This is a genomic window from Burkholderia sp. BCC1996 (assembly GCF_905339955.1).
GTDB lineage: Bacteria > Pseudomonadota > Gammaproteobacteria > Burkholderiales > Burkholderiaceae > Burkholderia.
On record NZ_CAJPHM010000025.1, the window covers coordinates 58,019 to 77,133 of the forward strand.

19 protein-coding genes are annotated in these 19,115 nt (G+C 66.9%); 13 read left to right on the plus strand and 6 right to left on the minus strand.

Annotated elements, in window-relative coordinates; translation table 11 throughout:
- Window positions 1-5: 5 nt before the first annotated feature.
- From U4Z64_RS29545 to U4Z64_RS29565, 5 genes are all read left to right on the plus strand, one after another.
- The gene (locus U4Z64_RS29545) at window positions 6-1,121 is read left to right on the plus strand and encodes a YbdK family carboxylate-amine ligase (RefSeq protein WP_321821824.1); all 1,116 of its coding nucleotides are present in this window, start codon (window positions 6-8) and stop codon (window positions 1,119-1,121) included.
- Between the two features lie 505 nt (window positions 1,122-1,626).
- A complete protein-coding gene (locus tag U4Z64_RS29550; RefSeq protein WP_044845216.1) occupies window positions 1,627-2,265 on the plus strand; it encodes a MarR family winged helix-turn-helix transcriptional regulator in 639 nt (212 codons plus the stop codon).
- Window positions 2,266-2,293: 28 nt separating this feature from the next.
- Entirely contained in the window at window positions 2,294-3,004 is a 711-nt protein-coding gene (locus tag U4Z64_RS29555; protein WP_321821825.1) for a glutamine amidotransferase, read from the plus strand.
- Window positions 3,005-3,207: 203 nt separating this feature from the next.
- The gene (locus U4Z64_RS29560; RefSeq protein WP_321821826.1) at window positions 3,208-4,320 is read left to right on the plus strand and encodes an NADH:flavin oxidoreductase/NADH oxidase; all 1,113 of its coding nucleotides are present in this window, start codon (window positions 3,208-3,210) and stop codon (window positions 4,318-4,320) included.
- Window positions 4,321-4,508: 188 nt separating this feature from the next.
- On the plus strand, window positions 4,509-5,039 hold the full coding sequence (locus U4Z64_RS29565; protein WP_124486811.1) for an SET domain-containing protein: 531 nt from the start codon (window positions 4,509-4,511) through the stop codon (window positions 5,037-5,039).
- A 94-nt stretch (window positions 5,040-5,133) separates the two neighbouring features.
- Here U4Z64_RS29565 and U4Z64_RS29570 read toward each other — a convergent pair whose 3' ends face one another.
- Together U4Z64_RS29570 and U4Z64_RS29575 are read right to left on the minus strand one after the other, a co-directional pair.
- A complete protein-coding gene (locus U4Z64_RS29570; RefSeq protein ID WP_321821827.1) occupies window positions 5,134-6,618 on the minus strand; it encodes a sensor histidine kinase in 1,485 nt (494 codons plus the stop codon).
- 116 nt (window positions 6,619-6,734) lie between these two features.
- Window positions 6,735-7,427: a response regulator transcription factor gene (locus U4Z64_RS29575; protein WP_006401494.1), complete on the minus strand. Its 693-nt coding sequence runs from the start codon at window positions 7,425-7,427 to the stop codon at window positions 6,735-6,737.
- A 122-nt stretch (window positions 7,428-7,549) separates the two neighbouring features.
- Between U4Z64_RS29575 and U4Z64_RS29580 the strand changes: the two genes are divergently transcribed.
- On the plus strand, window positions 7,550-7,780 hold the full coding sequence (locus U4Z64_RS29580; RefSeq protein ID WP_044845220.1) for a DUF3717 domain-containing protein: 231 nt from the start codon (window positions 7,550-7,552) through the stop codon (window positions 7,778-7,780).
- A gap of 92 nt (window positions 7,781-7,872) precedes the next feature.
- On the opposite strand, the gene U4Z64_RS29585 is transcribed toward U4Z64_RS29580, so the two are convergent.
- Together U4Z64_RS29585 and phhA are read right to left on the minus strand one after the other, a co-directional pair.
- Window positions 7,873-8,181: a 4a-hydroxytetrahydrobiopterin dehydratase gene (locus U4Z64_RS29585; protein WP_044845221.1), complete on the minus strand. Its 309-nt coding sequence runs from the start codon at window positions 8,179-8,181 to the stop codon at window positions 7,873-7,875.
- Between the two features lie 170 nt (window positions 8,182-8,351).
- Window positions 8,352-9,245, minus strand: coding sequence for a phenylalanine 4-monooxygenase (gene phhA / locus U4Z64_RS29590; RefSeq protein WP_321821828.1), 894 nt, complete (start codon window positions 9,243-9,245; stop codon window positions 8,352-8,354).
- Window positions 9,246-9,383: 138 nt separating this feature from the next.
- Here phhA and U4Z64_RS29595 point away from each other — a divergent pair, with 138 nt between their 5' ends.
- Window positions 9,384-9,869 (plus strand): Lrp/AsnC family transcriptional regulator, encoded by a 486-nt coding sequence (locus U4Z64_RS29595; RefSeq protein WP_006408082.1) that lies wholly within the window; start codon window positions 9,384-9,386, stop codon window positions 9,867-9,869.
- 54 nt (window positions 9,870-9,923) lie between these two features.
- On the opposite strand, the gene U4Z64_RS29600 is transcribed toward U4Z64_RS29595, so the two are convergent.
- Window positions 9,924-10,457, minus strand: a complete 534-nt coding sequence (locus U4Z64_RS29600) for a class IV adenylate cyclase (protein WP_257775114.1) — start codon at window positions 10,455-10,457, stop codon at window positions 9,924-9,926.
- A 359-nt stretch (window positions 10,458-10,816) separates the two neighbouring features.
- Window positions 10,817-11,716: a LysR family transcriptional regulator gene (locus tag U4Z64_RS29605; RefSeq protein WP_044845224.1), complete on the minus strand. Its 900-nt coding sequence runs from the start codon at window positions 11,714-11,716 to the stop codon at window positions 10,817-10,819.
- 353 nt (window positions 11,717-12,069) lie between these two features.
- Here U4Z64_RS29605 and U4Z64_RS29610 point away from each other — a divergent pair, with 353 nt between their 5' ends.
- From U4Z64_RS29610 to U4Z64_RS29635, 6 genes are all read left to right on the plus strand, one after another.
- Window positions 12,070-13,755 carry a GMC family oxidoreductase gene (locus U4Z64_RS29610; protein WP_321821829.1) on the plus strand — a complete coding sequence of 562 codons (1,686 nt, stop codon included), beginning with the start codon at window positions 12,070-12,072 and terminating at the stop codon, window positions 13,753-13,755.
- A 498-nt stretch (window positions 13,756-14,253) separates the two neighbouring features.
- Window positions 14,254-15,033: an ABC transporter ATP-binding protein gene (locus U4Z64_RS29615; RefSeq protein ID WP_040142748.1), complete on the plus strand. Its 780-nt coding sequence runs from the start codon at window positions 14,254-14,256 to the stop codon at window positions 15,031-15,033.
- Window positions 15,030-15,785, plus strand: a complete 756-nt coding sequence (locus U4Z64_RS29620; RefSeq protein ID WP_044845226.1) for an ABC transporter ATP-binding protein — start codon at window positions 15,030-15,032, stop codon at window positions 15,783-15,785. The genes U4Z64_RS29615 and U4Z64_RS29620 overlap by 4 nt, the downstream gene beginning before the upstream one ends.
- A gap of 77 nt (window positions 15,786-15,862) precedes the next feature.
- Complete coding sequence (locus tag U4Z64_RS29625; protein ID WP_044845227.1) at window positions 15,863-17,062, plus strand: ABC transporter substrate-binding protein; 1,200 nt, start codon at window positions 15,863-15,865, stop codon at window positions 17,060-17,062.
- Window positions 17,063-17,161: 99 nt separating this feature from the next.
- Window positions 17,162-18,046 (plus strand): branched-chain amino acid ABC transporter permease, encoded by an 885-nt coding sequence (locus tag U4Z64_RS29630; RefSeq protein ID WP_044845228.1) that lies wholly within the window; start codon window positions 17,162-17,164, stop codon window positions 18,044-18,046.
- Window positions 18,046-19,020: a branched-chain amino acid ABC transporter permease gene (locus tag U4Z64_RS29635; protein WP_044845249.1), complete on the plus strand. Its 975-nt coding sequence runs from the start codon at window positions 18,046-18,048 to the stop codon at window positions 19,018-19,020. Before U4Z64_RS29630 ends, U4Z64_RS29635 begins: the two co-directional genes overlap by 1 nt.
- The last annotated feature ends 95 nt before the right edge of the window (window positions 19,021-19,115 follow it).

Here is a 19,115-nt window from a genome sequence, read left to right on the forward strand (position 1 = left end):
CTGCCATGGCACTCGAAACCTTCGTCAATTCCGAACCGTTCACGTTCGGCGTCGAACTGGAGATCCAGGTCGTCAACACGCACAACTACGACCTCACCAAGGCTGCATCCGACCTGATGCGCCTGATCCAGGGCGAGACCTTCCCCGGCAACATCACGCCTGAAATCACCGAGAGCATGATCGAGCTGTCGACCGGCATCTGCCATTCGCACGAGCAGGCGGCCTCCGAGCTGCACGCGATCCGCGACGTGCTCGTGAAGGCGGCCGACCAGCTCAACGTCGGGCTCGCCGGCGGCGGCACGCACGCGTTCCAGCAATGGAGCGACCGGCAGATCTACGACGCGCCGCGCTTCCAGTACATCTCCGAGCTGTACGGCTATCTCGCGAAGCAGTTCACCGTGTTCGGCCAGCACGTGCACATCGGCTGTCCCGATCCGGACAGCGCGCTGTTCCTGCTGCACTCGATGTCGCGCTTCATTCCGCACTTCATCGCGCTGTCCGCGTCGTCGCCGTTCGTGCAGAACGTCGACACCGGCTTCCATTCGGCGCGCCTGAATTCGGTGTTCGCGTTCCCGCTGTCGGGCCGCGCGCCGTTCGTGCTGACCTGGGACAGCTTCGAGGAGTACTTCACGAAGATGGTCAACACGGGCGTCGTCAACTCGATGAAGGACTTTTACTGGGACATCCGGCCGAAGCCCGGCTACGGCACGATCGAGGTGCGCGTGATGGACACGCCGCTGTCGGTCGATCGCGCGGCCGCGATCGCGTGCTACATCCAGACGCTCGCGCGCTACCTGCTGACCGACCGGCCGCTGAAGCTGTCGGAGGACGACTATCTCGTCTACACATTCAACCGTTTCGAAGCCTGCCGCTTCGGGCTCGAGGGCACCTGCGTCAATCCTCAGACAGGTGAGCGCCGCACGATCGCGGAAGACATCCTCGACACGCTCGACCGGATCGCGCCGCATGCGGCCGCGCTCGGCTCGCGCGCGGCACTCGACGAGATCGGTGCGCTCGCGAAGGCGCGCGTGAATGACGCATCGTGGTTGAGAACCGTTTTCAAACAGGAAAAATCGCTGAACGAGACGGTCCGCCAGCAGTGCCTGCGCTGGCGTGAATGAAAAAATGTTTTGCAGATTACAGGCTCGACCGCGCGGCGATTCGCTGAATGCCGGTCGACGCCGATTCGGGCGTTCCGCGTCGCCAGTCCTCCTGAAAATCTGTGGATAACTGGATATTCCGCTGCAAAGTCAACGCACTGCGGTATGGATAACCCGGTGGATCGCCGCCAGCCGCACGATGGCCGATTCGAACAGGAAAATGTTTGCGCGTTGCGCCGTGAGGCCGGCAGGGATTGCCGGCATAACGAAAAAATCCGGTTATCCAGCGATTTTCCACAGAATGAAGGGGATAACTTAGCTGTGCGATTTTCCGCTCTCGCTTAGAATGTCGGCTTTGCGGACACCGGAACGACCAGTGTCTCACCGGTCGCCGCGAACGCGACCGCCGCGTGTGCCTCGCGACGGCCGTGTCGACGCTCCTCAACGAGCGTCTGTTTTGAGATAGACATTCGATCTCCACACTACGGCTGCTCGGCAATCCGGGCGGCGGCAAAGCGAAAAGACTATGAGCGAAGGCGTTTACGGGAATCAGGCTTCGGGACGTGTGACCCACAGCTTGCTGCGGTTGAGTACGGCCATGCGAAGCCAGGCATGGGATTGGGCGGAAGGCGCGGGCCTCACGCCGACGCAGGGCGAGATCCTCGTGCTGCTGCTGCAACGCAAGGGCCCGATGCGGCTCGGCGAGATCGCGCGCGAGACGCAGCTCACGGCTGCGACCACCAGCGATGCGGTCAGCACGCTCGAGACGAAGGGGCTCGTCGAGAAGCGCCGCGCGCTGGACGACGGCCGCGCGCTTGCCGTGCGCCTGTCGGCCCGCGGCCGTACTGCGGCGAAGAAGGCACTGCAATGGCCGGAATTCCTGACGAAGGCGGTCGGCAAGCTCGGCGCGGACGAGCAGGGCGCGCTGTACCGCGCGCTGCTGAAGACGCTGCGCGAACTGCAGGTGGCCGGCGCGACGCCGCCGCAGCGCATGTGCCTGACGTGCACGCATTTCCAGCCGGGCAAGCAGTCGAAGAAGACCGTGCATCACTGCGCGGCGCTCGACCTGTCGATGGCCGACAGCGATCTGCGTCTCGACTGTTCGGTGCACGAAGAAGCCGACGCGGCAACGCAAAAGAAGACCTGGAAGGTGTTCGCCGGCTGACGTCCGTCGATCGACCGGGAGGCCGATGATGAACGCTGAAGTGGTGGCGATCCGCCACGTGCATTTCGAGGACCTCGGCAGCTTCGAGCAGGTGCTCGGGGAGCGCGGGCGGCGGGTGCGCTACGTCGACGTCGGCGCGTCGCGCGTCGAGGTGCTCGACGCGCTCAAGCCGGCGCTGCTCGTGATGCTCGGCGGGCCGCTCAGCGTGTACGAGGACGCGCAGTATCCGTCGATCGCGCCGCTCACGGCGCTCGTGCGCCAGCGCATCGACGCCGGGCTGCCAATCCTCGGAATCTGCCTTGGCGCGCAGTTCATCGCCCGCGCGCTCGGTGCGCGCGTCTATCCGGCAGCGCAGAAGGAACTCGGCTGGGCGCCGCTGACGCTCACCGACGCGGGCCGCGCGTCGCCGCTGCGCCATCTCGACGGCGCGGCGACCTCGATGCTGCACTGGCACGGCGATACGTTCGACCTGCCGGGCGGCGCGATCCATCTCGCCTCGACACCGGCCTGCCGCCACCAGGCGTTCGCATGGGGGCAGCACGTGCTGGCGCTGCAATGCCATCCCGAAATCCGTGCTGACCGCTTCGAACCCTGGCTGATCGGCAACGCCGGCGAAATCGCGTCGACGCCCGGCATCGACGCACGCCAGCTGCGCGCCGACACCGTGCAGCACGGTCCCGCGCTGGAGGCGGCCGCGCGACGCATGTTCGCGGAGTGGCTCGACAGCGTCGGGCTTTGATCCCGAGCGAGCGACGCCGCGCGTGACCGGCCCGCAGGCCGTGCCGGCCGGCGCACCGCTGCATGCCGTGTGCGCGCGGCATCGCTGCCGGCGGTACGCCGGCGCTACCTGACCATCCGCTTACTGCCGAACCAGCCGCCAGCAGGCTTCGAGCCCGCATGCTACGCTCGTCCGCTGTTTCCCTTTCCTGGCGAGCGGCCTCCATGACTGCGCTGTTTTCCCCGTTCACGCTGCGCGGCGTGACCCTTCCGAACCGGATCGTGATCTCCCCGATGTGCCAGTACTCGGCCGAGCGCGGCGAGGCGACCGACTGGCACATGATTCACCTCGGCCATCTCGCGCTGTCCGGCGCGGGCCTGCTCTGCATCGAAGCGACCGCGGTCGAACCCGACGGGCGCATCACGGCCGGCGACCTCGGTTTGTGGGACGACGCGACCGAAGCAGCGCTCAAGCCCGTGCTGGCGGCGATCCGCAAGCATTCGCCGGTCCGCGTCGCGATGCAGCTGTCGCACGCGGGGCGCAAGGCGTCGAGCGAAGTGCCGTGGAAGGGCGGCCAGCTCGTGTCCGTCGCCGATGGCGGCTGGCTGCCGCATGCGCCGTCGGCCCTGCCGCACAAGGACGGCGAGACGCCGCCGCTCGCGCTCGACGCGGCCGGCCTGAACCGGATCCGCGACGCGTTCGCCGCCAGCGCGAAGCGTGCCGCGCGCCTCGGCATCGATGCGATCGAGGTGCACGCGGCGCACGGCTACCTGCTGCATCAGTTCCTGTCGCCGCTTGCGAACCAGCGTACCGACGAATACGGCGGCTCGCGCGAAAACCGGATGCGCTTTCCGCTCGAGATCTTCGAGATCGTGCGCGCGGCGTTTCCGGCGGACCGGCCGGTCGGCGTGCGCGTGTCGGCGACCGACTGGGTCGAGGGCTGCTGGGAACTCGAGGACACGATCGCGTTTGCGCACGAGCTGAAGCAGCGCGGCTGCGACTGGATCGACGTGTCGTCCGGCGGCGTGTCGCCGCTGCAGAAGATTCCGCTGTCGCCCGGTTACCAGGTGCCGTTCGCGCAGGCGGTGAAGCGCGCGGTCGGGATGCCGACGATCGCGGTCGGCCTGATCAACGATCCCGCGCATGCGAACCGGCTGATCGAGTCGGGCGATGCCGATCTCGTCGCGATGGCGCGCGCGATGCTGTACGACCCGCGCTGGCCGTGGCATGCGGCTGCCGAGCTCGGCGCGCAGGTGTCGGCGCCGCCGCAGTACTGGCGTTCGCAGCCGCGCGAGCACAAGGCGTTGTTCGGCGACATCGCATTCGGCCAGCGCTGAGCGTCATGCGCGCAATATTGTGCGCGATGTTGAGCGAAGCAATCTTGAACGTGTAGGATGCGGGTGATTCGCCGCATGTCCCGACGCGGCACCGACCGGTGCCGCGTTTTCGTTTTGCGCGACGCAGGGCCGCGCAAAACGAAAGCGCGGCCGTCTTCCATTCAAGTCGTCTTCAAAGGATTCGTTCGATGAGTTCACGCAGGATCGCGGTACGCCGCTCGGGAGTTCACGGCAAGGGCGTGTTCGCGGTGGAGCCGATCAAGGCCGGCGAACGCGTAGTGGAATACAAGGGCGAGCGAATTTCGTGGAAGGAAGCGCTGCGCCGCCATCCGCACGACCCGAACGAGCCGAACCATACGTTCTACTTCGCACTGGAAGAGGGCGGGGTGATCGACGGCAAGATCGACGGCAACAGCGCGCGCTGGATCAACCATTCGTGCGCGCCGAACTGCGAGGCCGAGGAGATCAAGGGCCGCGTGTTCATCCACGCACTGCGCGACATCGGGCCGGAAGAAGAGCTGTTCTACGACTACGGCCTCGTGATCGACGAGAAGCTGACGAAGAAACTCAAGCGGGAATACGCGTGCCATTGCGGCGCGACCGCATGCCGCGGCACGCTGCTCGCCACGCCGGACGACGACGGCAAGAAGAAAAAGAAGAAGGACAGGAAGGACGGCAAGTCCGAGTCCGGCGCGAAGGACAAGAAAAAGAAGAAGTGAACGGTGAGGCCGCGCATCGCGCGCGGCTGCGTCACCGCCGGATGGCCGCCGCGCGGCCGTCCATCCAGCCTGATGAGGGTTCGCCGCGCCTGCCTCAGTGCGTCGGCGCGGCGGCCGGCGTCTCGCTCGCCGGCTTCCCGGTGCGCTTGGCGAGCGGCACCCGCACCACGAAGCGCGAACCGCCTTCCGATGCATCCTCGTACGACACCGTGCCGCCGTGCATCGCGATGATGTCGTGCACGATCGCGAGCCCGAGCCCGGCGCCCGTCTCGACGCCGTTGCCGCTTTGCGCGTCGCCACGGAAGAAGCGCTTGAACAGGTCGGCCTGCTGATTGGCCGGCACGCCCGGGCCGTTGTCCTCGACGACGATCTCGGCGGCCGCTTCGCCGGTCTCGAGCGCGCCGCGCGCGACGTTCACCGTGATCCGCGCCCCGTGCGGCCGGGCGAGCGGCACGTATTTCAACGCATTGTCGAGCAGGTTCGCGATCACCTCGCGCAGCAGCACGGGGTTGCCGCGCACGTTCAGCGTTTCGTCCTCGCCGGGATCGTCGCTGCGCTGGAAGCCGAGGTCGACATGCGACGCGAGCGCGCGCGGTACCCATTCGGCACCCGTCTCGAACGCCATCGCGGCCAGGTCGACGTCGACGAAACGCGCGGCCTGTTCGCCCGGCTCCGCGCGCGCGAGCGACAGTAGCTGGTTCGACAGCCGCACCGCGCGGTCGGCGGCCGCGCGCAGTTCGCGCACCGCGGCATAGGTCTGCTGCGGGTCGCGCGCGACGGCGGCCTGCTCGGCATGCAGCTTCACGGCCGTGAGCGGCGTGCGCAGCTGGTGCGCGGCATCGGCGATGAACTTGCGCTGCGCGTCGAGGGCGGTCTTCAGGCGGCCGAGCAGCGCGTTCATCGCGCTCGTCAGCGGCCGGATCTCGAGCGGCACGTCGGTTTCGTCGACCGGCTCCAGCGACGTGTGGGTCTGCCGGTTCAGCGAATCGGCGAGATGCGTGAGCGGGCCGAGCTGCTGGTTCACGACGCGCCACACGATGCCCCAGCCCGCGAGCAGCAGCAGCAGCAGCGGCATCATGATCGCGACGAGGAATTCGGCCGCGATCCGGTAACGGTGCCGCACCGGCTGCGCGACCTCGACCACCATCGGCCGGCCGCCGTCGACTTCCTCGACGCGCACCTGCGCGACCCGCACCGCGCGGTTGTCGTACTCGGCCTCGAACACGTACGCGTGATGCATGCGGCGCACGTTGATGCCCCGCAGCGGCAGTTTCGGATCGCCGGCGAGTTCCTGCTCGCCGTCGCTGATCCGGTAGATCAGCGCCTCGGCCGGATCGGAGAACATCGCCTGCGCGAGCGGCGGCACCGTGAACGGCGCGTCGGGGCCGGCGATCTGGATCTGTTTGGAGATGGCGGTCGCGAGGTCGGCGAGCGAGCGGTCGATCACGTGTTGCGTGTATTGCCACGCGAGCCAGTAGGCGATCAGGCCGCTCATCAGCGCGAGCATCGACAGCGGCGCGGCGAGGCGCCGAAGCAGCGAGCGGCGCAGGCTGGTGGTCACAGCCGGATCAGAAGACATTTCGACGGGCAAATGGATAAGCGCCGCTCACGGGGAGCGGCGCGGACGTGCGCCGGACGGCGACGCGGGCAGGGCGGCTCGCCGGCGGCACGCGGCCGGCCGGCGTGCGGCGCCGCTCAGACGCTCGCGGTCTGGCGGATTTCCTGCAGCAGATAGCCGAAGCCGCGCACCGTGACGATTTCGACGCGGCACTGCTCGAGTTTCTTGCGCACGCGATGCACGTAGACTTCGATCGCGGTGTCGCCGAGATCGCCGCCGAAGTGCGTGAGGTGATCCTGCAGCTGGGCCTTGCTGACGACGCGGCCGTGACGCAGCAGCAGCATTTCCAGCACCGCGAATTCGCGCGGCGACAGTTCGAGCGGCTTGTCGTCGTTGAAGATGCGGCGATCGACGCCCGACAGGCGGACGCCGCCGAGCGACACTTCCGGACGCGGCATGTCGCTGTGCGGGCCGCTGCGGCGCATCACCGCGCGGATGCGCGCTTCGAGCTCGGCCGGCTCGAACGGCTTGAGCATGTAGTCGTCGGCGCCGGAGTTCAGGCCCTGGATCCGGTCGTTCAGTTCGTCGCGCGCGGTCAGCACGATGACCGGCGTGTGGCGGTTGGTCTGGCGGAAACGCGTGAGCAGCGTCATCCCGTCGATGCCCGGCAGGCCGAGGTCGAGGATCACGAGTTCGTGGCGGTTCTGTGCCAGCGCCTGTTCGGCAAAGATGCCGTCATGCACCATGTCGACGGTGAAGCCAGCCTGCTCGAGGCTGCTCTGGATACCGCGTGCGATGGGGCGGTCGTCTTCGATCAGAAGGAGTCGCATGAAGTTCGCTCAAGTACAATGGGTTGGCGGTTCAGGCACGCGGACAGCACGACGCCGTTTCCACAGGGGCGCCGCATCGCCTGACATCAAGCATGGCGGCCAGCGAACGATTAAATCCAATCATGTCCGATATTTCGATCCACGACCTCGAAGCCGCGATCAATTTCTGGCGCGCCCGCTCGCCGTCGAGCGGCGACGAACTCAAACTCTGCGAAGAGGCCAGCGCGCTCTCCAAGCCGTATGCGCTGCTGATTGTACAGCGCGCAAGCGCGCTGCAACTGGAAGGTTTGGACCCCAGGGCGCGGAAAGCGTACGAGACTTACGTGCGCCTTAAGGATGGCTTGGAAAGTTGAAGGCTTTCGCTGAGTACATCCTAGAAAACGTTCATCGAAATGAAAAGTTGACGCGCCGCGCGTCGAAAGACGCGCGGCGGTAGAGGACGACCTCAGGCGGCCGGTTGGGTATGTGCGCACACCTGGTCGATGAACGTCGCGAGCGCAATGTCGCGCTCGGTCAGGCCGTCCGCATCGTGGGTCGACAGCGTCACGTCGACGCGGTTGTATACGTTGAACCATTCCGGATGGTGGTTCATTTCCTGCGCCTTGATCGCGACGCGCGTCATGAAGCCGAAGGCCTCGTTGAAATCGGCGAAGCGCAGGCTGCGCTGGATCGCGTCGCGGCCCGGCACGGCCGTCCAGTGCGGCAGGCCTTCGAGCCGGGTCTTGCGTTCTTCTGATGTGAGCTTGTGGATCATGTTGCACCTCGTTCGGTAACGGCGCCCGCACGCGGGCAAAGGCCACGCGGCAAAGCCGGTACCGGTCATTGTTTCATAGTTGGGCGACGGGCATCCGGTGATGGCCACCTGGCGACGGGCATCGGAAGGCGGGCGCCGGCGCACGAATCACGCCGGCGTGGCCCGCGGCCTTACGCGTCCGCGTCGTCCGGCCAGCCTTCTCCCGTGCCGCGATGCAGCACGAGATCGCCGTCGAGTACCGTGCCGGCCGCGAATTCGGGCAGCGCGGCCAGCCGGTCGGCCAGCGCGCGGCCGTCGACGTCGGCCAGCGCGAACAGCTGCGCGAAATCGTCGATTACGAAGTAGGTCTTCTGGAACGTGTCGATCCGGTACCGCGTGCGCATCACACGCTCGAGGTCGAAACCGAGCCGGTTCGGCGCCGCGCTTTCGAGACTGTAGAGGCTCTCGCCCTTGCTCGACACGATCCCGGCGCCGTAGATCGACAGCCCGTTCGTGCCCTGCGGGTCGCGGATCAGGCCGAATTCCACCGTATACCAGTAGAGGCGCGCCAGCCGCGCGAGCGCCGCTTCGTCGTCCGCGACCGCGAGCGCGGTGCGGCCGTAGGCCTGCATGTAGTCGGCGAACACCGGTTCGATCAGCAGCGGCACGTGGCCGAACAGGTCGTGGAAGCAGTCGGGTTCCTGCAGGTAGTCGAGCTGGTCCGGGCGGCGCATCCACCAGGTGACCGGAAACCGCCGGTTCGCGAGGTGCTCGAAGAACACGCGATCGGGCACGAGGCCCGGCACCGCGACGATTTCCCAGCCGGTGGCCGGCTTCAGCTGGCGGTTCACGTCGGCGAACGACGGCACGCGATCGGCCGGCAGGTCGATCTTCCCGAGCCCGGCGACGAACGCGTCGCACGCGCGACCGCGCAGCAGCGCCGACTGGCGCGCATAGAGCTGCCGCCACACCGCGTGGTCGACCTGGCCGTAGCGTTCGAGCGGCTGGTCGATGGTGAAATCGGCGCGGGTTTCGAGGCCCGCATCGAACTGCTCCTGCAGTTTCGCGGTGACGACGGTGGACATGGTGAGGCTCTGCACGCTGTGATGGGAACCATGCAAGTGTAGAGCGGGGGACATGCGGAATGGGCGCAAAGATGGCGTTGATTCGCTTGATGATGCGATAATCGCGCATCAAAATAGGAATCAATGCGGAGAATGCTCATGCTGGAACTCGATCACTTCGATCTCGCGCTTCTCGACGTGCTGCAGCGCTTCGGCCGCGCGACGCACCAGCAGCTCGGCGAGGAGGTGCCGCTGTCGCCGTCGCAGATCGGCCGGCGGCTGCAGCGGCTCGAGGCGGCCGGCGTGATCGAAGGCTATCGCGTGATGTTGCGCCCCGAAAAGCTCGGGCTCGGCGTCACCGCGTTCACGAGCCTGAAGCTCAAGCACCACGGCGATTCGATCATCGAGCAGTTCCAGCAGCAGATCGACGTGCTGCCCGAGGTGCTCGAGTGCCATGCCGTGGTCGGCGATGCAGACTATCTGCTGCGGATCGTCGCGCCGGATCTCAACGCGCTGTCGCAGTTCGTGATGAAGAAGCTGATGCGCGTGCCGGGCGTCGACAGCGTGCGCTCGAACATCGTGCTGACGACGTTCAAGCGCAATGGCGCGCTGCCGCTCGCGCACCTGGCGCCCGGCGCCGCGTGACGCGGCGGCGGGGCTGGCAGCGGGGCGCAAGGCGGCGCCGCGGATAGGGCGCGATCAGGCCGCTTCGGATTGCGCGTCGGCGTTCAGCAGGTCGACGTACGCGACCGCGACGAGATCCTCGTGCGCCACGCCGAGCTTCGCGAACACGTCATGCGCCTCGGCTTCGCCGCCGGCTTCGTCGTCGTCGGGGCCGAGCACCACTTCCAGTTCGATGAAGTCGCCGAGGCCGTCGACGCGGTCGAGGTGGATCCGCGTGCGGCCGACGAGGTACACGTGCCGTTCCTTCGTCACGATGCCGCGCGTGGTCAGCGCGGTCGCGAGCAGCGAGTGCATCGCGTCCGGGTTCGTCACAGGGCTGCGCGTGTAGTACGACGCTTTCGGACCGTCGCGATCGTCGCGCTGGTAGAAGATCAGCTCGGCCGGCGTGCCGTCTTCGAAGCGGCGCAGCTTCAGCCGGCCGCGCGGCACGTCGTAGAAGAAATCCTGCTGGCGGTAGAAGAGCGGTGCTTCGGTTGCGAGCGTCGCAGCGCGTTCGCGCAGCTGGTCGAATTCGCGGGCGCGGGCTTTGATCTCGATGTTGCGGGCCATGCGGGTCTCCTTCAATCAGGGGTCTCGCGGTGTGCGAACGAACAATCTAGCAAAAAGCCTGCGATGGTGGCGTGACGAGCGACCGGCGCGCGGCAATGCGACGCGGAGCGGGCGATTGGGGCTCGTATGTGATTTCGCTGGTTATGCGCGGGTGTGTTGGCGATTTGTGATTCGCAAGATCCGCCGGAGACGCAAAAGACGCCGCAGACGCCAAAGACGCCGCAGACGCAGGGATGCAGGGATGCAGGGATGCAGGGATGTAGGGATGCAGAGGAGCAGTGACGAGAGGAACAGGAATAGCAGGAAGCGTCAGCCGCAAAAGTCCACTGCACGACCCGTCACACCGACATCAGCCACGCTCATATCGCCCACTGCGTCTCGATCAGCCGCAGCGCGGCCGCGATCGCCGGTTCGTCGCGCCGTTCGACGAGCGCCACGAAGGTCAGCTCGGTCGGCACCGTCACGCGTTCGACGATCGTCAGCGCGTGCGCGTGCGCTTCGGCCAGCGCGGTCGAGTCCCGCGCGAGCGTCAACCCGATCCCCGATTTCACGAGATCGAGCATCGACTGCTCCTGGTCGACCTCGGCGACCTTCACCGGCTGCGCGCCGGCCGCCGCGAACAGCCGCGACAGCAGCCGGTGATGGGCGGACGCCGGCGGCGTCCAGATCCACGGCAGCGCGGCGAGCGCGCGCCAGTCGTGCGCGCGCTGCACGCGCTCCTTCCAGCCGGCCGGCGCGAGCACGCGGTACTGGAAACGCGTGAGCGTGACCGTGTGGAACAGCGTGTCGTCGCGCGGCTCGTCCTCGCCGGGCCGGCCGATGTAGTAGCCGACGTCGAGCGCCCGCGCGCGCACCTGCTCGAGCACCCAGCCGGACATCCCGTGCCGCAGCGCGGTTTCTATCTGCGGATGGGTTTCGACCAGCGCGCGCAGGAAGCCGCCGAGCCGCAGGAAACCGGGGTCGAGGATCGTGCCGATCCGCAACCGGCCGCGCACCTCGTGCCGCAGCGCGGCAGCGGCGCGCTGCACGTCGGCGGCTGCGGCCAGCGCGCGCTCCGCGTGCGGCAGCAGCGTCTGGCCGTCGCGTGTGAGCGCGAGCCCGCGCGACGTGCGTGTGAACAGCGTGACGCCGAGCGTTTCCTGCAGATGCTTGATCTGCAGGCTGACGGCCGGCTGCGTCAGGTGCAACTGCACGGCGGCGCGCGTCAGGTTGCCTTCGCGGGCGACCGTCGCGAACGCGCGGAGCAGGGTGAGATCCATCGTCGTGATATGAGCGCAGCTTATAACGCAGTTCAGCATAACTCATTGGATCGGTGGGCGGCAGGCGGAGTACGCTTCATCGATCGCGTCGCCCGCGACGCACTATGCTGAAAACGACGCGCGGGATTGCGCCGCGCGGGACACAACAATGCGCTTTGCATGGGGCACGAGTAAGCGATGAAGTGCTAACTCGGGTCGACCGCAAAGCACGGGGCACGAGTAAGCGCTAAAGCGCCAACTCGAGTCGACCGCCGTGGGGATGGAGTAAGCGCTGAAGCGCCAACTCCATCCAACCACGCCATGGGACCCGAGTAAGCGCTAAAGCGCTAACTCGGGTCGACAGGAGACACGTCGTGACGACTCAACGCACGCTCGAGGGCGAATTCGATTACGTGATCGTCGGCGCGGGCACCGCAGGCTGCGTGCTCGCGAACCGCCTGACCGAGGATCCCGAGATCCGCGTGCTGCTGCTCGAAGCGGGCGGCAAGGACGACTATCACTGGATCCACATCCCGGTCGGCTATCTGTACTGCATCGGCAATCCACGCACGGACTGGCTGTACAAGACACAGCCGGAGGCGGCGCTGAACGGCCGCGCACTGTCGTATCCGCGCGGTCGCGTCCTCGGCGGCTGCTCGTCGATCAACGGGATGATCTACATGCGCGGCCAGCGCGAGGATTACGACAGCTGGGCACAGGAAACCGGCGACGCGGGCTGGTCGTGGGACAGCGTGCTGCCGATCTTCAAGCGCAGCGAGGACCACCACGCGGGTGCGAGCGACGCACACGGCGCAGGCGGCTACTGGCGCGTCGAGAAGCAGCGGCTGCGCTGGGAAATCCTCGAATCGTTCGCGCAGGCCGCGCAGCAGACGGGCATCCCGGCGACCGACGATTTCAACCGCGGCGACAACAGCGGGGTCGGCTATTTCGAGGTGAACCAGAAGCGCGGCGTGCGCTGGAATACGTCGAAGGCGTTCCTGCGGCCCGCGATGACGCGCCCGAACCTGACCGTGATAACCGGCGCGCATGCGCAGCGCGTGATCTTCGACGGGCGGCGCGCGGTCGGCGTCGAGTATCGCGGCGGCGGCACCGACTACGTCGCGCACGCACGCGCCGAAGTGCTGCTGACCGCCGGCGCGGTGAATTCGCCGCAGCTGCTCGAACTGTCGGGCATCGGTGCGGGCGCACGGCTGCAGGCGCTCGGCATCGACGTCGTGCAGGATCTGCCGGGCGTCGGCGAGAACCTGCAGGATCACCTGCAGCTGCGGATGGCGTTTCGCGTCGAAGGCGTGCGCACGTTGAACACGCTGTCCGCGCACTGGTGGGGCAAGCTGATGATCGGCGCCGAATACGCGCTGCTGCAGCGCGGGCCGATGTCGATGGCGCCGTCGCAGCTCGGCGCGTTTGCAAAATCCGATCCCGACGATCCCGCGCTCACGCGCCCCGATCTCGAATATCACGTGCAGCCGCTGTCGCTCGAGCGCTTCGGCGAGCCGCTGCACAGCTTCAACGCCTTTACGGCGTCCGTCTGCCATCTGCGGCCGAGTTCGCGCGGCAGCGTGCATATCGCGAGCCCCGATGCCGGCGTGGCGCCGTCGATCGCACCGAACTATCTGTCGACCGACCACGATCGCCAGGTCGCCGCGAACGCGCTGCGTCTCACGCGCCGCATCGCATCCGCGCCGGCGCTCGCGCGCTACCGTCCGGAGGAGATCCTGCCGGGCGAGCGATACCGGACCGAAGCCGAACTGATCGAAGCGGCGGGTGCGGTCGGCACGACGATCTTCCATCCGGTCGGTACGTGCCGGATGGGGCGCGCGGACGACGCGCGTGCCGTCGTCGACAGCCGGCTGCGCGTGCGCGGTATCGCCGGGCTGCGGATCGTCGACGCATCGGTGATGCCGTTCATCACGTCGGGCAACACGAATTCGCCGACGCTGATGATCGCCGAGCGCGCGAGCGACATGATCCGGGCCGATCGACGCGCGGCGCGTGACGCGACGCAGGTGCGAACGGACGCGACGATGACGGCTGCGTGACGCCACGCTGACACGCGCGACAGCGGGCTGTCATCCGAGCGCCCGCTGTTTCGCTATGCGAAGCAAAGGTGACGCGCGAGCATCACAATGACACGGGCCGGCGATGCGCACGGCAATTGCTTCGCGCACCCGCTTATCGCTTATGTCACGCGGCTTTTCTGTGCGACGACATGACGCGCAGCGTCACACGCATGCGTTCAATCAGGCACGTCCGATGCGAGCATGCGCACCTCGATGATGCGCGCGTCAAAAAAGCGCGTCGAAAATTCGCGCTCAGCCGCGCCCGATATGGCAGCCCGCCCTATAAGTGCAAATCCCGATGATTGCACTGCACCAACGGCGCGACAATGTTGCGCAGTGTGCATACGCGTCGGCGCGGGAGACCACCCTCGAGGCGTAATACGGCGCCCCGGGGGCAGCCCGCAGATCCGCGGACTTGTTCGCGGTCGCTTGCGCGAATCTTCCCGGTGCTTCGCCTGACTTCGTACGGAAGGGAACATGATTCTCGGCGACACGATTCTCGAAACACGCGGACTGACGAAGGAATTCAGGGGCTTCACCGCCGTGAACGGTGTCAACCTGCGTGTGCGGCGCGGCGCGATCCATGCGTTGATCGGACCGAACGGCGCGGGCAAGACCACCTGCTTCAACCTGCTGACCAAGTTCCTGACACCGACGGCCGGCCAGATCGTCTTCAACGGCATCGACATCACCGACGAGCGGCCCGCGCAGGTCGCGCGGCGCGGCATCATCCGTTCCTTCCAGATCTCGGCGGTATTCCCGCACCTGACCGCATTGCAGAACGTGCGCATCGGCCTGCAGCGCGCGCTCGGGACCGAATTCCATTTCTGGCGCAGCGAGCGCACGTTGCGGCGCCTCGACGATCGCGCGATGGATCTCCTCACGCAGGTCGGCCTCACCGATTTCGCGCACGTGCCGACGGTCGAACTCGCATACGGCCGCAAGCGCGCGCTCGAGATCGCGACGACGCTCGCGATGGAACCCGAACTGATGCTGCTCGACGAGCCCACGCAAGGGATGGGCCACGAGGACGTCGATCGCGTGACCGCGCTGATCAAGAAGGTGGCGAGCGGGCGCACGATCCTGATGGTCGAGCACAACATGAACGTGATCGCGGGCATCTCCGACACGATCACCGTCCTGCAACGCGGCGAAGTGCTGGCCGAGGGCTCGTATGCGGAAGTGTCGAAGAATCCGCTGGTGATCGAGGCCTACATGGGCAGCGCCGATGCGGCGCTCGCGGGGGCGCACGCATGAAGCACAGCGAACGGGAGGAACGCGAATTGAGCGGCGTCGAGAGCGGCACGCCCGCGCTGGAGATCACGGGCCTCGAGGCCTGGTACGGGGAATCCCACATATTGCACGGTGTCGACCTGAGCGTTCATCGCGGCGAGGTCGTCACGCTGCTCGGCCGCAACGGCGCGGGCCGCACCACGACGCTGCGCGCGATCATGGGCCTCACCGGCCGCCGCAGCGGCTCGATCAAGGTTTCGGGCAACGAGACGATCGGCCTCGCGACGCACCGCATCGCGCATTTCGGCGTCGGCTATTGCCCGGAGGAGCGCGGAATCTTCTCGAGCCTGTCGTGCGAGGAGAACCTGATGCTGCCGCCGCCGATCGGCCCGCGCGAGCACGCGATGTCGCTCGACGAGATCTACGCGATGTTCCCGAACCTCGCGTCGCGCCGGCAGAGCCAGGGCACGCGGCTGTCCGGCGGCGAGCAGCAGATGCTCGCGGTGGCGCGGATCCTGCGCACCGGCGCGAACCTGCTGCTGCTCGATGAAATTTCCGAAGGCCTCGCGCCGGTGATCGTGCAGGCGCTCGCGCGCATGATCGTCGCGCTGAAGGCGCGCGGCTACACGGTCGTGATGGTCGAACAGAATTTCCGCTTCGCCGCGCCGCTCGCCGACCGCTTCTACGTGATGGAACATGGCCGCATCGTCGAGCATTTCCGCTCATCCGAACTGGAAGGCAAGATGCCGATCCTTCACGACCTGCTCGGGGTGTGACGCCGCCCCGTTTCCCTTGCCGCTAGCCGTGGCGGCCTACGAACAACCACAACGCATCAGAACAACAGGAGACGTCAATGAAAATGAAGACCCTCGCACACGCGTGTCTGGCGGTCGCGACCGCAGCGTTCACCGCCGGCGCCGCACACGCCGCGGATAGCGTGAAGATCGGCTTCATCACCGACATGTCGGGGCTGTACGCGGACATCGACGGGCAGGGCGGCCTCGAGGCGATCCGGATGGCGGTCGCCGACTTCGGCGGCAAGGTGCTCGGCAAGCCGATCGAGGTCGTCTATGCCGATCACCAGAACAAGGCGGACATCGCCGCGTCGAAGGCGCGCGAATGGATGGACCGCGGCGGGCTCGACCTGCTGGTCGGCGGCACGAACTCCGCGACCGCGCTGTCGATGAACCAGGTCGCGGCCGAAAAGAAGAAGGTCTACATCAACATCGGCGCGGGCGCCGACACGCTGACCAACGAGCAGTGCACGCCGTACACGGTCCACTACGCATACGACACGATGGCGCTCGCGAAAGGCACCGGCTCGGCGGTGGTGAAGCAGGGCGGCAAGAGCTGGTTCTTCCTGACCGCCGACTACGCATTCGGCAAGGCGCTCGAGAAGAACACGTCGGACGTCGTGAAGGCGAGCGGCGGCCAGGTGCTCGGCACGGTGCGGCACCCGCTGTCGGCGTCGGACTTCTCGTCGTTCCTGCTGCAGGCGCAGTCGTCCAAGGCGCAGATCCTCGGCCTCGCGAACGCGGGCGGCGACACGATCAACTCGATCAAGGCCGCGAAGGAGTTCGGCATCACGAAGACGATGAAGATCGCCGCGCTGCTGATGTTCATCAACGACGTGCACAGCCTCGGCCTCGAGACGACGCAGGGCCTCGTGCTGACCGACAGCTGGTACTGGAACCGCGACGCGACGGCGCGCCAGTGGGCGCAGCGCTACTTCGGCAAGATGAAGAAGATGCCGTCGAGCCTGCAGGCGGCCGACTACTCGTCGGTGACGACCTACCTGAAGGCGGTCCAGGCGGCCGGCACGACCGACTCCGACAAGGTGATGGCCGAGCTGAAGAAGGCGAAGATCAACGACTTCTACGCGAAGGGCTACATCCGCCAGGACGGCAGCATGATTCACGACATGTACCTGATGGAAGTGAAGAAGCCGTCGGAATCGAAGGAGCCGTGGGACTACTACAAGGTGCTCGCGACGATTCCGGGCGAGCAGGCATTCACGACCAAGCAGGAGACGCGCTGCGCGGCATGGAAGTAAGCGCGGGCGCGGCCGCAGCGATGTGGCCGCTGCACCGCCCGCGTGCGCGACGGCAAGACGGTTGCGCACGCAACGAAACTCATTCGGACGGCTAAGTCGATGGAAATCTTTGGCATTCCGTTGCCTGCGATGCTGAGCCAGTTGCTGCTCGGGCTCGTCAACGGCTCGTTCTACGCGATCCTGAGCCTCGGGCTGGCGGTGATCTTCGGGCTGCTCAACGTGATCAACTTCGCGCACGGCGCGCTGTTCATGCTGGGCGCGATGCTCGCGTGGATGGGGCTGTCGTATTTCGGGTTGCCGTACTGGGCGATGCTCGCGCTCGCGCCGCTGATCGTCGGCGCGTTCGGGATCCTGGTCGAGCGCTCGATGCTGCGCTGGCTGTACAAGCTCGATCACCTGTACGGGCTGCTGCTCACGTTTGGGCTCACGCTCGTCGTCGAAGGCGTGTTCCGCTCGGTCTACGGGTCGTCCGGCCAGCCGTACGACGTGCCGTCGCAGCTGTCCGGCGCGACCAATCTCGGCTTCATGTTCCTGCCGAACTACCGCGCGTGGGTGGTCGTCGCGTCGCTCGCGGTGTGTCTCGCGACCTGGTTCGTGATCGAGAAGACGCGCCTGGGCGCCTATCTGCGCGCGGGCACCGAGAACCCGAAGCTCGTCGAGGCGTTCGGCGTGAACGTGCCGATGATGATCACGCTCACCTACGGCTTCGGCGTCGCGCTCGCGGCATTCGCGGGCGTGCTCGCGGCGCCGGTGATCCAGGTGTCGCCGCTGATGGGCCAGCCGATGATCATCACCGTGTTCGCGGTGGTCGTGATCGGCGGGATGGGCTCGATCCTCGGCTCGATCATCACCGGGCTGATGCTCGGCGTGATCGAGGGCTTCACGCGCGTGTTCTATCCGGAAGCGTCGGCCACGGTGGTGTTCGTGATCATGGCGATCGTGCTGCTGATCCGCCCGGCTGGCCTGTTCGGCAAGGAAAAATGATGCAGAGAAAAGTGCTCTACGGCGTGCTGCTCGCCGCACTGCTCGCCGCCCCCTTCATCGGCGCGTATCCGGTGTTCGTGATGAAGGTGCTCACGTTCGCGCTGTTCGCGGCCGCGTTCAACCTGCTGATCGGCTATACGGGGCTGCTGTCGTTCGGCCATGCGATGTTCCTCGCGACCGCCGGCTACGCGACCGGCTATACGATCCAGACGCTCGGCTTCACGCCGGAGCTCGGCGTGCTCGTCGGCACCTTCGCCGCGACGCTGCTCGGGCTCGTCGTCGGCCTGTTCGCGATCCGCCGGCAGGGCATCTACTTCGCGATGATCACGCTCGCGTTCGCGCAGATGGTCTATTTCATCTACCTGCAGGCGCCGTTCACGCACGGCGAGGACGGCCTGCAGGGCGTGCCGCGCGGGCATCTGTTCGGGGTCGTCGACCTGTCGAACGACGTCGCGCTCTACTACGTCGTGCTCGCGGTGATCGTCGCGGCGTGCGCGTTCATCGTGCGCATCGTGCACTCGCCGTTCGGCCAGGTGCTGGTCGCGATCAAGGAAAACGAGGCGCGGGCGATCTCGCTCGGCTACGACACCGACCGCTTCAAGCTGCTCGCGTTCATCCTGTCGGCCGGGCTCGCCGGGCTGGCCGGTTCGCTGAAGGTGCTGGTGCTCGGCTTCGAGACGCTGTCCGACGCGTACTGGACGATGTCGGGCCTCGTCGTGCTGATGACGCTCGTCGGCGGGATGGGCACGCTGTTCGGGCCGCTGCTCGGCGCGGCGCTGATCGTCGCGCTGGAGGACCGGCTCGGCGACATCGGCGAATGGCTCGCGTCGATGACGGGCATCGGCTGGTTCCACTCGCTCGGCGAATCGGCGACGATCGTCACCGGGCTGATCTTCATCGCATGCGTGCTTGCGTTCCGGCGCGGGATCGTCGGCGAGATGGTCGCACGGGTCAAGACGCTCAGGCCGTCCTGATTGCAGCGCGCCGCGGCGTGGCGACGCGTTGATGCGAAGCACCATCCGGCGCGGCCGGGAAGGGCGTCGCGGCGGCCTCGGGACGGTGCCGCGCG

What these genes read in the sequence shown, in the direction of transcription:
- phhA (WP_321821828.1), bottom strand. Translation starts at nt 9,245, where the DNA reads ATGTCCACCGTCGTCACCGCGAAACTGCAGGAGCAGTTCGATGCGGGC.
- U4Z64_RS29560 (WP_321821826.1), top strand. Translation starts at nt 3,208, where the DNA reads ATGACTGCGCTGTTTTCCCCGTTCACGCTGCGCGGCGTGACCCTTCCG.
- U4Z64_RS29625 (WP_044845227.1), top strand. Translation starts at nt 15,863, where the DNA reads ATGAAAATGAAGACCCTCGCACACGCGTGTCTGGCGGTCGCGACCGCA.
- U4Z64_RS29545 (WP_321821824.1), top strand. Translation starts at nt 6, where the DNA reads ATGGCACTCGAAACCTTCGTCAATTCCGAACCGTTCACGTTCGGCGTC.
- U4Z64_RS29550 (WP_044845216.1), top strand. Translation starts at nt 1,627, where the DNA reads ATGAGCGAAGGCGTTTACGGGAATCAGGCTTCGGGACGTGTGACCCAC.
- U4Z64_RS29555 (WP_321821825.1), top strand. Translation starts at nt 2,294, where the DNA reads ATGAACGCTGAAGTGGTGGCGATCCGCCACGTGCATTTCGAGGACCTC.
- U4Z64_RS29575 (WP_006401494.1), bottom strand. Translation starts at nt 7,427, where the DNA reads ATGCGACTCCTTCTGATCGAAGACGACCGCCCCATCGCACGCGGTATC.
- U4Z64_RS29615 (WP_040142748.1), top strand. Translation starts at nt 14,254, where the DNA reads ATGATTCTCGGCGACACGATTCTCGAAACACGCGGACTGACGAAGGAA.
- U4Z64_RS29565 (WP_124486811.1), top strand. Translation starts at nt 4,509, where the DNA reads ATGAGTTCACGCAGGATCGCGGTACGCCGCTCGGGAGTTCACGGCAAG.
- U4Z64_RS29600 (WP_257775114.1), bottom strand. Translation starts at nt 10,457, where the DNA reads ATGGCCCGCAACATCGAGATCAAAGCCCGCGCCCGCGAATTCGACCAG.
- U4Z64_RS29605 (WP_044845224.1), bottom strand. Translation starts at nt 11,716, where the DNA reads ATGGATCTCACCCTGCTCCGCGCGTTCGCGACGGTCGCCCGCGAAGGC.
- U4Z64_RS29585 (WP_044845221.1), bottom strand. Translation starts at nt 8,181, where the DNA reads ATGATCCACAAGCTCACATCAGAAGAACGCAAGACCCGGCTCGAAGGC.
- U4Z64_RS29595 (WP_006408082.1), top strand. Translation starts at nt 9,384, where the DNA reads ATGCTGGAACTCGATCACTTCGATCTCGCGCTTCTCGACGTGCTGCAG.
- U4Z64_RS29570 (WP_321821827.1), bottom strand. Translation starts at nt 6,618, where the DNA reads ATGTCTTCTGATCCGGCTGTGACCACCAGCCTGCGCCGCTCGCTGCTT.
- U4Z64_RS29620 (WP_044845226.1), top strand. Translation starts at nt 15,030, where the DNA reads ATGAAGCACAGCGAACGGGAGGAACGCGAATTGAGCGGCGTCGAGAGC.
- U4Z64_RS29630 (WP_044845228.1), top strand. Translation starts at nt 17,162, where the DNA reads ATGGAAATCTTTGGCATTCCGTTGCCTGCGATGCTGAGCCAGTTGCTG.
- U4Z64_RS29635 (WP_044845249.1), top strand. Translation starts at nt 18,046, where the DNA reads ATGCAGAGAAAAGTGCTCTACGGCGTGCTGCTCGCCGCACTGCTCGCC.
- U4Z64_RS29580 (WP_044845220.1), top strand. Translation starts at nt 7,550, where the DNA reads ATGTCCGATATTTCGATCCACGACCTCGAAGCCGCGATCAATTTCTGG.